This is a genomic window from Acidobacteriota bacterium (genome assembly GCA_035471785.1).
GTDB lineage: Bacteria > Acidobacteriota > UBA6911 > RPQK01 > DATIPO01 > JANQFM01.
Genome location: DATIPQ010000059.1, coordinates 1 through 13,820, shown reverse-complemented (window position 1 = coordinate 13,820; position 13,820 = coordinate 1). Strand labels below are relative to the sequence as shown.

12 protein-coding genes are annotated in these 13,820 nt (G+C 62.4%); 9 read left to right on the top strand and 3 right to left on the bottom strand.

What is annotated here, in order from left to right; translation table 11 throughout:
- Window positions 1-243, top strand: a 243-nt coding sequence (locus VLU25_08400; GenBank protein HSR67950.1) for a hypothetical protein, incomplete at its 5' end; no start/stop codon positions are given.
- Between the two features lie 168 nt (window positions 244-411).
- Entirely contained in the window at window positions 412-1,116 is a 705-nt protein-coding gene (locus tag VLU25_08395) for a hypothetical protein (GenBank protein HSR67949.1), read from the top strand.
- Between the two features lie 13 nt (window positions 1,117-1,129).
- On the opposite strand, the gene ubiE is transcribed toward VLU25_08395, so the two are convergent.
- Window positions 1,130-1,840 carry a bifunctional demethylmenaquinone methyltransferase/2-methoxy-6-polyprenyl-1,4-benzoquinol methylase UbiE gene (gene ubiE, locus VLU25_08390; GenBank protein HSR67948.1) on the bottom strand — a complete coding sequence of 237 codons (711 nt, stop codon included), beginning with the start codon at window positions 1,838-1,840 and terminating at the stop codon, window positions 1,130-1,132.
- Between the two features lie 20 nt (window positions 1,841-1,860).
- The gene (gene lysA / locus VLU25_08385; GenBank protein ID HSR67947.1) at window positions 1,861-3,108 is read right to left on the bottom strand and encodes a diaminopimelate decarboxylase; all 1,248 of its coding nucleotides are present in this window, start codon (window positions 3,106-3,108) and stop codon (window positions 1,861-1,863) included.
- Between the two features lie 92 nt (window positions 3,109-3,200).
- Between lysA and VLU25_08380 the strand changes: the two genes are divergently transcribed.
- From VLU25_08380 to VLU25_08355, 6 genes are read left to right on the top strand one after another with little or no spacing between them, the layout of a single operon-like run.
- Window positions 3,201-4,313: a DegT/DnrJ/EryC1/StrS family aminotransferase gene (locus tag VLU25_08380; protein HSR67946.1), complete on the top strand. Its 1,113-nt coding sequence runs from the start codon at window positions 3,201-3,203 to the stop codon at window positions 4,311-4,313.
- Entirely contained in the window at window positions 4,303-5,547 is a 1,245-nt protein-coding gene (locus VLU25_08375) for an O-antigen ligase family protein (protein HSR67945.1), read from the top strand. The genes VLU25_08380 and VLU25_08375 overlap by 11 nt, the downstream gene beginning before the upstream one ends.
- On the top strand, window positions 5,498-6,652 hold the full coding sequence (locus VLU25_08370) for a glycosyltransferase (protein HSR67944.1): 1,155 nt from the start codon (window positions 5,498-5,500) through the stop codon (window positions 6,650-6,652). Before VLU25_08375 ends, VLU25_08370 begins: the two co-directional genes overlap by 50 nt.
- Window positions 6,649-7,464 carry an ABC transporter permease gene (locus VLU25_08365; GenBank protein ID HSR67943.1) on the top strand — a complete coding sequence of 272 codons (816 nt, stop codon included), beginning with the start codon at window positions 6,649-6,651 and terminating at the stop codon, window positions 7,462-7,464. The genes VLU25_08370 and VLU25_08365 overlap by 4 nt, the downstream gene beginning before the upstream one ends.
- A gap of 39 nt (window positions 7,465-7,503) precedes the next feature.
- Window positions 7,504-8,814 carry an ABC transporter ATP-binding protein gene (locus VLU25_08360; GenBank protein ID HSR67942.1) on the top strand — a complete coding sequence of 437 codons (1,311 nt, stop codon included), beginning with the start codon at window positions 7,504-7,506 and terminating at the stop codon, window positions 8,812-8,814.
- On the top strand, window positions 8,811-9,968 hold the full coding sequence (locus VLU25_08355) for a serine hydrolase domain-containing protein (protein ID HSR67941.1): 1,158 nt from the start codon (window positions 8,811-8,813) through the stop codon (window positions 9,966-9,968). Before VLU25_08360 ends, VLU25_08355 begins: the two co-directional genes overlap by 4 nt.
- A 219-nt stretch (window positions 9,969-10,187) precedes the next feature.
- On the opposite strand, the gene VLU25_08350 is transcribed toward VLU25_08355, so the two are convergent.
- Window positions 10,188-11,372, bottom strand: a complete 1,185-nt coding sequence (locus tag VLU25_08350; protein HSR67940.1) for a P1 family peptidase — start codon at window positions 11,370-11,372, stop codon at window positions 10,188-10,190.
- Window positions 11,373-11,763: 391 nt separating this feature from the next.
- Here VLU25_08350 and fusA point away from each other — a divergent pair.
- The coding region (gene fusA, locus VLU25_08345; GenBank protein HSR67939.1) for an elongation factor G at window positions 11,764-13,820 on the top strand (2,057 nt) is incomplete at its 3' end.

Sequence of the window (13,820 nt, the reverse complement as noted above, 5' to 3'; positions counted from 1 at the left end):
GGAATCGTCCTTCACCTCGGTTCGGGCAGGCTGGTCCTCAAGGACCGCAGCCTGGTCGAGGGCGCTCTCTGGATGTCGAACCTGGACACCCAAGCCGATCCCCTTCGGGAAGGGCCGGTGCATCTGGAGATGGAGGACGAGGGCCGGATCGTTTATAACGCGGAGGCCGTTGAAGATGCCCTGGCCGGCTTGCCGCCGACACAGTTGCAGTGGCGGATCATTTTTCCGGAAATGTCGCCCTAGGGCCACCAGGTGGCCAACAAGTTCACACACGGGTCAAGTTTCGGCGACGGCGGTGAAAGCTCAATTGCCCTCGGCGCTATGAGGCAGCTCGCTAGACCTGGATAATGGACTCGTGTTTCTGGCAGAAATCCCCATGGATTCTGCCGGTTAACGCTATAATGGAGGACTATGATGCGCATTTTACTAGCTTTCTTGCTGGCCATCCCGGCCACGGGATCTGTCCTGAGCGAGACCTGGCAGTCCGGCCAGTCCCAACAAAACCCCCAGCAGGAGCAGGAAAAGAAAGAGGAGAAGAAGCAGGAGGGGCAGCAGGCATCCTCCCAGCAATCTGCTTCCAAGCCCTCCCTGGTGGAAATCGCCAAGAGGACGCGTGAACAACGCGACAAGACCGAGCGTCCGGTGCTGATTTACACCAACGCTGTGATCGAGAAGAGCGAAGGCGGACGCGTGGGCAAGACGCAGGCTCCCCCGCCTCCCGCCGACCCGCAAGCCGGCGAGGGAGAAGCGGCCGAAGGCCAGGAAGAGGGCGGCCAAGAGGATCCTGAAGCCGTCTTGAACCAGTTGCGCACCGACATTCAGTCGGCCCGCCTCAACTACGTCACCGCCGTCAACCAGCATCAGGTGGTCCAGCTTTCCATCAATGAGCTGCGCAACCGCTACCTGCGCGAGTCGAATGTCGCCGCCCAGCAGAAATGGCAGGCCGATTTGGCCGCTAAAGCCCAGGAGCTGAGCGAACTGGAACGCAGCATCCAATCGGCCCGAGCCGCGCTCGACGAACTGCGTTCACAGGCCCGCAGCGCCGGCATGGAACCTGGCGAACTGCGCAACCTGATGGGCGAGTTGCCCGAGCCCAAGCGGATCGTCGATCAATAACCCGGCGCCGCTCTCAAGTTCCGCTCTTCTCTGCCACATGAAGGCAGGCTACGCCGCCCATCAGTAACTTGTGGCGGACGTGACGGAATCCGCATTCCTCAAGCAGGGCCTTCAGTTGCCGCGGACCCGGGAAGTCCGCCACCGAGGTGGGCAGGTAGGTGTAGGCGAAATCGTCCCCGGAGATGAGGCGCCCCACGCGGGGCAGGACGTGGTTGAAATAGAAAAGAAAGAAGTGTTTGAAGACCGGCAGGCGAGGCTGTGAGCATTCCAGCACCGCCAGCGCCCCGCCCGGACGCAGGACCCGCAGCATCTCTTTCAGTCCCGCCGAATAGCTCTCCAGGTTGCGCAATCCGAAGGCGATGCTGACCGCCGTGAAAGACTCGTCGGAAAAAGGCAATCGCAAGGCGTCGCCCTCGGCAAAACGTACCCGCCCCTGCAACCGCCTGCGCCGGGTCTTGGCCGCCGCCCGCACCAGCATCGGGTGGGTGAAGTCGCATCCCACCACGGCGCCGTAGCGGGAGAGGCCCAGGGCCAGGTCGCCGGTGCCCGTGCACAAATCGAGCGCCGGGCGGTCCTGGCGAAGGTAGGGGCGCAAGCGACGGGCCGTCAGCCAGCGCCACCAGATATCGGTGCCCAGAGAGAGGGTGTGGTTGAGCAAGTCGTAGCGGTGGGCAATGGCCCCGAACATACTGCGGATCTTGCCCGGTTCCTTGCTCACCTGCACGGCCCACTCCTCCTTTTGCGCTAAAGGGGCGCTTCGCCGCGGATGAGGTCTTGAAAGGACTCCCGCCGCCGGATGACTTCCCAGTCCTTGCCGCGCACCATCACCTCGGCGACCCGGGGCCTGGAATTGTAGTTGCTGGAAAGGCAGAACCCATAAGCCCCCGCATGCAGCACGGCTGCCAGGTCGCCTCTCTGATAATCGGCCACCAAGCGGTCGCGAGCCAGAAAATCGCCGGTCTCGCAGACCGGCCCCACGACGTCGGCCACGATCTCGCCAGGAGCCTCGGCTACCGGCACGATCTCGTGGTAGGCCTGGTAAAGCGCGGGACGCAGCAGGTCGTTCATGGCTCCGTCCACCACCACGAAGTGCTTGTCGTTGTTGACCTTGTGGTAGATGACCCGGGTCAGAAGGGCCCCCGCCTCTGCCACCAGGCAGCGTCCCGGTTCGAGCACGATCTTGTAGTCGCCCCGCTCACGGGCCAGCACGTCGGCGTAGCGGTCGAGTTGAGGACGTGCCTGCATGGGCTCGTAGGGCACCCCCAGCCCGCCTCCCAGGTCGAGATGGCTGACCTTGAATCCCTGCTGCTTGAAACGGCCGGCCAGCGCCTTCATGCGCCGGAACGACTCGATGAAGGGCTGCATGTCGAAGATCTGGGATCCGATGTGGGAACCGAGACCCACCACCTCCAGTTCCGGATGCCCTTCCAGTGAGCGGAAGACCTCGCTGACTCGGCTGACGTCGAGCCCGAACTTGTGGCGCCTCAATCCGGTGGCGATATAGGGATGGGTCTGGGCGTCCACGTCGGGATTGAAGCGGAAGGAGATGCGGGCCCGCTCCCCCCTCTGACGCGCCAACTGCCCAATCAGCTCCAGTTCCGGAATCGACTCCACGTGGATGCTGAACAGGCCTGTCTGCAGGGCCATCTCCAGCTCCGGGCGGGTCTTGCCCACGCCGCTGAATATGACCTTTTTCGGATCTCCGCCCACGTGCAGCACCCGCTGCAGCTCGCCTCCGGAAACGATGTCGAATCCGCTGCCCTGCCGCCGCAGCAAATTGAGTACGGCCAGGTTGGAATTGGCCTTGACGGCGTAGAAGAGAGTCGCCTCGGCCCCGGCAAAGGCATCGCGCAGACGCCCAAAGCCGTCCATGATCGAGGCTTCGTCGTAGACATAACAGGGGGTCGAGACTTCTTCGGCCAATCGGCGCAGATCGACGTCCTGACAATGCAAGATCCCCTGGCGATAGGAAAAGGCGGACGGCAAGCTCACGGCAGGGCATGTTAACACGCCGCTTTACTGGCGAGGAGCGCCTGAGCGGATGCAGGTATAAACTGGAATCTGCTAGAATTCCGGCTTTTGCCATGAGCGTCCGCATTCCATTTATCGACTTGTCACCCCAGACCCGCGCGGTGGCCGACGAATTCGTCTCCGCCGTGCGTCAATTGACCCTTGAAAACCGCTTCATCGGCGGCCACCCCGTAGAGACCTTCGAACGCCGCTTCGCCGAGTTCTGCGGCGCCGCACATTGCGTGGCCCTCAACAGCGGAACCGATGCGCTGCGCTTCGCCCTGCTGGAGGCGGGCGTTGGAGCAGGGGACGAAGTGATTACTTCTCCCTTTACTTTCATCGCAACTACTGAAATCATCTCGCAGATTGGAGCCCGTGCGGTGCTGGCCGACGTCGATCCCCGAACCTACAACCTCGATCCTCAGGCCATGGAATCGCGGATCACCTCCAGGACCAAGGCTATCCTCCCGGTGCACATCTTCGGTCTGGCGGCGGACATGGAAAAGCTGCATTTTGTAGCCTTGCAGAACGGCTTGCGGGTGATCGAAGACGCCAGCCAGGCCCACGGCGCGGAAATCGCGGGCCAGAGGGCCGGCACCTTCGGACGCTCGGCCGCCTTCAGCTTTTACCCCACCAAGAACCTGGGAGCCTTCGGCGACGCCGGAGCCCTGACCTGCAACGATCCCGAAACCGCCGACCACGTGCGCCTGCTGCGCAATCACGGGCAGGACGGCTACTACACCCACCGCTTCGAAGGCTACAATTCGCGCATGGACGCATTGCAGGCCGCTCTGCTCATCCTCAAGCTCGAACACCTTGAAGGCTGGATCGAAGAACGGCGCCGGATCGTCTCACTCTACCGAGAAGGACTGCAAGACCTGCCCCAGATTTGCTTTCAGAGCGAGCCCCAGCGCTTTCGCCATTGCTACCACATCGCGGCCGCGCTGGCCGAGCGGCGCGACCAACTGATCGAGGCGCTGTCGGAAAAGGGCATCGAAGCCAAAGTCGTTTATCCCATTCCTCTTCACTTGCAGCGAGCTTGCGCCCGCTGGGGTCACCGCAAAGGAGACTTCCCGGCGGCGGAAAAAGTTTCTGACAACGTTATCTGCTTGCCGGTCTATCCCGGACTGGCGGAAAGCCGTGTGCATGAAGTTGTCGAGGCCGTGCGGGAGTTCTATGCGGGATAAGTGGATCAGGGTCTTTTTGGGCCTGGGCATCGTGGCTTCCCTGGCCTCCATCTTCGTGGCCAACATCCTGCTCTTCGTGGCTCTGTTGCTGTGGATCGCCTACAGCCTCAGCCATCGCAATTTCCGTCTTATTCTGCCCGGCTTCGCCTGGCCTTTTTTCGCCTACGCCCTCCTCACCATCGTCTCGATGGCCTTTTCGGCACATCCGCTGATCAGCGCCATCAACCTCAAGAAGCTGCTCTTGTTTTCTTGCGTCTTCCTTTTCGTCACCATGCTCAAGCGGCGCGACGTGAAGATGATCTTTCGGGGCGTTTACGCCCTCTTGGCCGTCAGCGCCTCCTTGGCCATCCTGCAGTACTTCTGGCTTCTGGAAGTGGGACCGCTCAACCGCGTGCGGGGGCTGATGAGCCACTGGATGACCTTCTCGGCCCAGTTGATGATGGGCATCGTCTCCATCCTGGCTCTGCTGGGCCTCTACATCGCCCGTCATCCCAAGCGCAACCGTCTGCGCGACGTCCTCTGCCTGCTCACCCTGGTCTTGATGTCGCTGGCGCTGATTCTCACCCAGACCCGCAACGCCTGGCTGGGGACGGCTTTCGGCGTGCTGCTGGTGGCGGCGGTCTACGGATATCGATTCGGACTGCCCAGCCGGCGCACCGCCCTGCTGAGAGGACTCTACGGGCTGCGCTGGACGCTGGCCGTCGTATTGGTGATGGGCCTGACCGTGATGCTGATGCCGGCCCGTTATCAGGAGCGACTGCGGGCCGGATTCGACCCCGGGGACTACACCACCAGCATCCGCATCGAGCTGCTCAAGACGGGTTGTAACATGGTCTCGGAGCATCCCCTGACGGGCGTGGGGCCGCGCATGATTCCCGACGTCTATCCCCGCTACGCCACCCGCGATTTTCCGCCTGAGGCCTACCAGCACCTGCACAACTGCTACGTCCAGATCGCGGCTGAATCGGGCCTCCTCGCCCTCCTGGCGTGGCTCACCATGTGGGGGGTGTTGGCCGTCTCTTTGCTGCACATGGCGCGCCGCGCCGGGGACGACCGTTTTCTCTTCTTCGCCTCGGTTTCAGCACTGACCAGCCTGGCCGCCTTTCTCGCGGCGGGCCTCTTTGAATATAATTTCGGCGACTCCGAGGTCGTTATCCTGCTTCTTTTCTTGATCGCATCGCCTTATGCCGTCCAGCAAGATCCCGACAGCCCGCAAGCTCCAGCGCAGGCTTAGAATCGCCTTGCTGGGCACCCGCGGCATCCCCGCCAACTACGGCGGATTCGAAACCTTTGCCGAGGAACTTTCCCGGCGCCTGGTCAAACGGGGCCACAAAGTGACCGTCTACGGACGCTCCCACTACGTCGACCCCAAGCTGGAGAGCTACCGCGGCGTCGACTTGCGGGTGTTGCCATGCGTCCGCCACAAGTACCTGGAGACCGTGTCTCACACCGCCCTGAGCGTGCTGGACGTCCTCTTTCGGGGTTTCGACGCGGTGCTCGTATGCAACGCCGCCAATGCCGCCGTGTGCTGGATTCCCCGCCTGGCCGGATGTCGCGTGGCCCTCAACGTGGACGGCATCGAGCGCAAGCGGCGCAAGTGGAACTGGGCCGGACGCGGCTACTACCGACTCAGCGAATGGCTGGCCGCTCATCTTCCCGTCCAGGTTGTCACCGACGCCCGCGCCATCCAGGACTACTACCTGAAGACCTATTCCTGCTCTTCCACCTTCATCCCCTACGGAGCCCAGGCGGCCCGGGCCGAATCGCGAAAGACGCTGCAAGAGCTGGGTCTGGAGGCGGGACGCTACCTGCTTTACGTCAGCCGCCTGGAACCTGAGAACAACGCCCACTTGGTCTTGCAGGCCTACAAGCTTTCCGGGCTCGACTTGCCATTGGTTCTGGTAGGCGACGCTCCCTACAGCCAGGAGTACATCGAGGGACTGCGGCGGCAAGTCCGCGGGGCCAACGTGCTCATGCCGGGGGCCATCTACGGAGAGGGCTACCGCGAGCTGCTTTCCCACTGCCTTTGCTACTTCCAGGCTACCGAGGTGGGGGGCACCCATCCGGCTCTGATCGAGGCCATGGGTACGGGAGCTCTGGTGGTGGCCCACGATACTCCCGAGAACCGCGAAGTGGCGCAGGAAGCGGCCCTGCTGCTCTCCTTCCACGAGGTGGAGGCGCTGGCCGCCAGGATGCGCGAGGTGGCCGAGGATCCGCGGCGCTACGGACACCTCAAGGAAGCCGCCCAACGGCGCGTCCGCCGCTGCTACGATTGGGAGGTGGTCACCGATCAATACGAGGCGCTGCTGAGCGGGGCGGCGGGGGAGGCGGACTCATGAAGCGTCCGCTGGCCATCGCCGTCAACTTCTTCTCCAAGCTGCTGCGCCAGCGCGACCTGGTGGTGAACTTCGCCGTCCGCGACCTGCGCTCGCGCTACGTGGGTTCGGCCATGGGATTCTTCTGGGCCGTAGTGCACCCCCTGGCCTTGCTGGTCACTTACTCGCTGGTCTTCTCGGGCATCCTCAACATCCAGCTCGACAAGTATCCCCAGATCAACGACAACTTCGCCATCTTTCTCTTCTGCGGACTGCTGCCCTTCCTCTACTTTCAAGACACGCTGCTGAGGGGATGCGAGTCGGTGGTGCAGCAGAGCAATCTGCTGCGCAAGACCGCCTTTCCCTCCGAGATTCTGCCTCTCACCATCGTCCTCTCCAACCTGGTCACCCACCTCTTCGGACTCGCCATCCTGCTGGCCTTCCTGCTCTACTTCGGGACCCTGGGCTGGACGCTGCTCCTGCTGCCGCCGGTGCTGCTGCTGACCGCGGTCATGTGCCTTGGACTGGGATGGATCGCGGCAGCCTTGCAGGTCTTCTTGCGCGACACCCTGCAATTGCTCACGGTGGGACTCACTTTCTGGTTCTGGCTCACCCCCATCTTCTACCGCATGGAGGACGTGCCCGGCTGGCTGCGTCCCTGGCTGGGCGCCAATCCCATGCGCTTCGTGGTGGACGCCTACCGCAGCATTCTGTTGGAAAACACCCCGCCCTCAGCCGATACCTTGTTGGCCCTGACGGCCTGGTCGCTGGGAGCCTTCCTGCTGGGAGGATTCATCTTCCGCAACACCAAGCGCGACTTCGTCGACGTCATCTGAGATGCTTCGCGCTTCGAACTTCGGTAGAGTTTCAAGGACATGAACGCGGCGGCCAAGGGCACCATCGAGATCCACGGACTGGGCAAGGAATACCCCATTTACCGCTCCCCCAGCCACCGCTTGCTGGAACTGCTCAGCCTGGGACGTCTCAAGCTGCACGGAGGCCACTGGGCCCTGCGCGACGTGGATCTTTTGGTGGAACCCGGAACCACCCTGGGCATCGTGGGACAGAACGGGTCGGGCAAGAGCACCCTGCTGCAAATCGTGGCCGGCATCTTCAATCCCACCCGCGGCGTCTGCCAGGTCGACGGCACGGTAGCGGCCCTGCTTGAACTGGGCGCCGGCTTCAATCCCGAGTTCACGGGACGCGAGAACGTCTACATGAACGCCGCCATTCAGGGCCTGACGCGCCGCCAGGTGGACGCCCGCATGGACGAAATCCTGGCCTTCGCCGAAATCGGCGACTTCATCGAGCGTCCCGTCAAGACCTACTCCTCGGGAATGTTCCTGCGCCTGGCTTTCTCGGCCGCCATCCACGTCGATCCCGACATTCTGCTGGTAGACGAGGCCCTGGCGGTGGGCGACCTCATCTTTCAGCACCGCTGCATCAACCGCATCCGCCGCATGCGCGAGGCGGGCAAGACGATTCTCTTCGTCAGCCACGACCTCTCGGCCATCACCAAGTTCTGCGACCGGGCCATTCTCATCGACCGCTCGCGCAAGCTGCTCGATTCCTCCCCCGAAGCCGTGGTTCACCGCTACCAGGAGTTGATCTTCGAACGCGAGCGGCGCATGGCGGGGCGCGGCGAGGACTTCATCGAGGTCGATCAGGACGCCTCCCTGCCCGTCGTCGACAGCATCCCCCACATCCACAACCGTTACGGAGAAGGGGGAGCTGAAATCACCGGCGTCATCCTCCACTCTCCCGACGGCAAGGTGCTCAACAGCCTGAGCGCCGGAGACGACGCGGTGCTGCTGGTTTCGGTGCGCTGGACAAAGTCCTGCCCGAACCCCATCGTCGGATTCACGGTGCGCGACCATCACGGGGTCGAGATCTGCTCCTCGAACACCGGCTACGAGGACCTTCATCTGCCCCCCCTGCAGGCCGGCGAACTGATCACCGTTGGCTTTCACATCCACCTCCCCCCCATGCGTCCCGGCAGCTATTCCATCTCTCCCGCCGCCGCCGCCGGCAACATCTGGGAGCACACCATCGAAGACCGCATCGAAAACGCCTACATCTTTAACCTGCTTGACACGGGGCTGGTCTACGGTATGATGCGCTGGCCGGTGGAAGTCACCTTCCGCAGCCACAACGCCGCCCATCTCAAAGAAGGAGCCCCGCAATGAAGACAGGAACGAGGATCGCTCTCTTGCTGCCGCTGCTGCTGTGGACGGCTGTCCAGGCGCCGGCCCAGGACATGCCTGCGGCCTCGCTGGACGACTCGCAGGTAGGGGAAATAGAGAGCGAGATCCGCCGGGCCATGATCGCCGGCAACATACCCTCCATGACGGTAGCCCTGGTGTCGGGGGAAGAGGTCGTGTGGACGGGCGCCTACGGCTACTCCAATCTGTGGGCCAGGACGCCGGCCGTCACTTCAACCGTCTACCTTATCGGATCGACCTTCAAGAGCATGTCGACGGCCGTCCTGCTGGGCCTCATGGAAAAGGGCAAGTTTCAGCTCGACGATTCCGTTTCCCAGTACTTGGGCGAGGGCATCTCCATCCGCGGAGAGGATCCCGGCAATCCCGTCACCTTCCGTCATCTGCTCACCCACGTCTCGGGTCTCCCCGGCGACTTCGGCGCCCACGCCGTTTGGGGCGACACCGTTCCCGATTCCATCGAGGACTACCTTAAGGAGAAACTGCGGGCCGAGACTCCGCCGCTGGAAAAAGTCGTCTACTCCAACATGGCCTACACCCTGATCGCCCACTTGGTGGAAGAGATGACGGGGCGCGATTACCGGCGCTACGTGCAGGAGAGGTTGTTCGATCCGCTGGAGATGAAGAATACCGTCTTCATTCCCACGCCCTCGGTCGAGGAGCGCCTGGCCATTCCCTACGCGCTCGGCGACGACGGCGATCACGTCCCCACCCCGCGGCTCAAGGCTCAGGTGTGGCCGGCGGGCATCGTCTACGGGACGGTAGAGGATCAGGCCCACTGGCTCATTACCGTGCTCAACGGCGGACGCTACAAGGACAAGCGCATCCTGGCCGAGTCCACCGTGGAGGAATCGCTGCGCCGCCAGTGGGACGAATTCGCGGGTCCCATGCACGAGGGATGGGGAGGCGAGACGGGCGGCTACGGACTCACCTGGTGGACCAGCCGGCAAGGCGACGAACGCATCTTCGCCCACAGCGGAAGCGTCCCCGGCTACACGGCCTTCCTGCAAGGAAACGCCGACCGCCGCCTGGGAATCGCCATCCTCAGCAACGGCCACCGATCCCACCGCCACCTGATAGCCCTGTCAACCCGCGCCTTGCAGATCCTGGCCCAGGAATAGCGTCACCTTGATTCGCCGCAAGGATGCGCGTCCCACCTTCCGGGCACCAACCAGCCTTCAGAAGGGAAGCAGTAGGAGCCTGGGGGAAGCGAGCCGCCTTGCAGGGAGCAAATCGCCTCCAAGGGCCGAGCGGAATCATGCCTGGTGGGAGGCTCATCCTTGCGGCGAATGTCGATCTGCAGCGGAAGGGCAAGCTGCAGCTCGCCGGCACCAAGCCCCCTACTCCTTCCCCAACCTCCCATAGCGCTTGAGAATCTCCTTCACCTTATCCAGCGGCAGAGCCTCGATCCGATGACCATCCCGCCCCTCGGTGGTCCGGGCCATGAAGAGCGAGTTGTAGACAGCCTCCTCAGTAGCCTCTTTAACCGCCTGAAAGAGGGGAGAGGTATCCCGGTTCGCCACCTGCGGCACCTGGCGGACGCGCTCTAGAGGCGTCTCGCCCGCGCCTTGATAGGGAATACGCAGCCCAGGATGGCTGGAAAAAGCAATCACGTAGTCGCCGCTGCCGTTGGTGGAGGGACTGCCGGTTGTTCCCAGGCCCAGCATGGCCCGCCGCGCCAGCCGCTTGAGGTTGCGCACGCTCAGCGGCGCGTCGGTGGCCACCACGATCATGCAGGAACCGTCCGGCGAGTCCTGGCGGGCGCGCTCAAGCCCGTTGCGCATGTAGTAGCGCCCCAGTTCTCGCCCCACCGGTGTGCCGACGATCTCCAGAATCCCCCCGAAATTGCTCTGCACCAGCACGCCTACCGTCCAGCCTCCCATCGACTCGGGCAAGACCCGCGACGAAGTGCCGATGCCGCCCTTGAATCCATAGGTGATGGTGCCCGTCCCGGCGCCCACAGCGCCCTCTTCCACTGCCCCGCCCGAGGCCGACCGGATAGCCTGAAACACTTCTTCACGCCCCACCGGACGGCTGCGTAAATCATTCAGGTAGCTGTCGTTGGTCTCCCCCACAAGCGGATTCACCGAATGCACATCCTCCATCCCCGGCAGGCCCAGCATGTAGTCGAGGAGCGCGTCGGCCACCTTGGGGACGTTGAGCGTCCCGGTGAGCAGGATCGGGGTTTCCAGGTTCCCCAACTCCTCCACCTGGGTCGTCCCCATCAGCTTGCCGAACCCGTTGCCGACATGGACAGCCGCCGGAACCTTCTCAAGAAACAGGTTTCCGCCATGAGGCAAAATGGCCGTAACTCCGCTGCGTACGTTATCTCCCCGCCGCAGGGTAGCGTGCCCCACCAGCACCCCGTCCACATCGGTAATGGCGTTATGCTCCCCCACAGGCAGCACCCCCACCTCAACCCCCATCTCCCGCACCCGCATCCGCTCAGCCGGCTCTTGGCTCATCAGCGCCGAACAGAACAAAATCCCAACCGCCAGCAAAACCCCCATATCACCGCGTTTCATGCTCGTTCCCTCGTTTCTTCAACCACACCCGACGGACAGGCCCACTATAAACGCTGCCGCCGACCTGTGGACGCCCAATTGGACCTAAGGTCTCCAGTGTGCCGAATACTCAATAGAGCGTCGATCCGCAACCGAAAACGGAACCCAAGTTCAATTGTCCAGAGTGTAGGTTGGGATTCGATGCGTCCAAGCTGCTGAGAGAATTAGAGGGGCTCAAGAAGATGATTTGATGCCCTCCCTGGCCCAGCCCCGAAACCCAAGCCACGCCACCAAGCAGGCAAGGGCGCCCACGATGGCGACAGGCGCGTTTCGAGGGCTTTCGGTGAAATTGAATAATCCTGGGGCCTGTGCTAAAGTTCCTCGTTTCGACGCGTCCCGGAAAGGAGTACTTATGAAGGTTTTCGACAGCGAAGAAATCCGCAACGTCGCCGTCGTTGGCCACGGCGATACAGGCAAGACGTCGTTGGTTTCAGCCTTGCTTTTTTCGTCAGGAGCCATCAACCGGCTCGGCAAGGTCGACGACGGCAATACCGTGACCGATTACGACGAAGAAGAGATCGAACGCAAAGTTACCATTTCCACGGGATTGGCCCACTGCGAGCACAAGAAAACAAAGATCAACCTGCTGGATACACCCGGCTACGGCGCCTTTTTGCTGGATGCCAAAGGCCCCCTGCTGGCCTCTGAGGCGGCCTTGGTGGTGGTGGACGCAGCCTCGGGCGTCGAGGTTCAGACCGAGACCGTGTGGGGATTCGCCGACGAGTTCGGGATTCCCAAGGCGATATTTATCAACAAGATCGACCGCGAGCGGGCCAGTTTCAACCGTTCCCTGGATTCGCTGCAAAAGACCTTCGGACGGGGCGTTACGGCCGTCCAACTGCCCATCGGCAAAGAAAAGGATTTCAAAGGTTTCGTCGACCTGATCAAGAACAAGGCCTTCGTCTACGAGATGGACGGCAGCGGCAAGTTTTCTGAAGAGGACATCCCCGCCGACATGGCCGATGACGTCTCCACCCGCCGGGAAGAACTTGTCGAAATGGTGGCGGAAAGCGACGACAAGCTGTTGGAGAAGTTCTTCGAAGAAGGCACGCTGAGCGACGAGGAACTGGTGGCCGGCCTGAAGAAGTCCTTCCGCAAGGGCGACCTCAACCCCGTCTTCGCCGGCGCCGCGCTGCCCAACTGCGGAGCGCACCAATTGCTGGACTACCTGGTGGACCTCTTCCCCAATCCTCTGGAGCGTCCGCCGCTCAAGGTCGTCGAGGGGAAAGAAGAGAGAGATTTTCAGCCCACCAGAGACAAACCCACCAGCGCGATGGTGTTCAAGACGTTGGCCGACCCCTTCGCGGGTCACATCAGCATGATCAAGGTTTTTTCCGGGACACTCAAGGCCGAGAGCAGCGTCAAGAATCTCAGCAAGGATCACGATGAGCGCCTGGCATCCGTCCAGATCGCCCAAGGCAAGCAATACGAAAGCGTCCCCGAAGTCCATGCGGGTGACATCTGCGTGGTCACCAAGCTGAAAGAGACCACCACCGGCGATACGCTGGGTGACAAGAACTTCAAGGGAACCTTCAAGAAGGTCGAATACCCCGAGCCCGCCATCAGCTTCGCTATCGAGCCCAAGAGCCGGGGCGACGAAGACAAGATCGGAAACGCGGTGGCGCGCATCATCGAAGAGGATCCTTCGGTCAGCTTCAGACGCGACGAAGAAACCGGGGACTTCCTGCTCTCCGGAACCGGGCAGATCCACGTCGAGGTGGTCGTCAACAAGCTCAAGAAGAAGTACGGCGTCGAAGTCTTGCTCAAGACTCCCAAGGTCCCTTACCGCGAGACCATCACCGCCGAAGCCGACGTGCAGGGACGCCACAAGAAGCAGACCGGCGGACACGGACAGTTCGGCGACTGCTACATCAAGATGAGGCCTCGGGAGCGGGACGCCGGCTTCAAGTTCACCGACTCGATCTTCGGAGGATCGATTCCCCGCCAGTTCATCCCCGCGGTGGAAAAGGGCGTGGTGGAATCAGCCGCTCGCGGCTATCTGGCCGGCTACCCCGTGGTCGACTTCGAAGTGGAAGTCTACGACGGCAGCTACCACTCGGTCGACTCCTCTGAAATGGCCTTCAAGATCGCCGCCAACATCGCCTTCAAGAAAGCCATGGAGCAGGCCCGTCCGGTGCTCCTGGAACCCATCATGAACGTCGAGATCTACGTTCCCGAAGACTCCGCCGGGGACGTGATGGGCGACCTCAATTCGCGCCGCGGACGCATCCAGGGCATGGACGTCAAAGGGACTTCGCAGGTAATCAAGGCCCAGGTGCCGCTGGCCGAGATGCTTACCTACGCGCCGGCGCTCACCTCGATGACGGGAGGACGGGGTTCTTTCCACATGGAACAAGCCCACTACGACATCGTCCCCCATAACATCGCCGAAAAGATCATCGCCGAGCG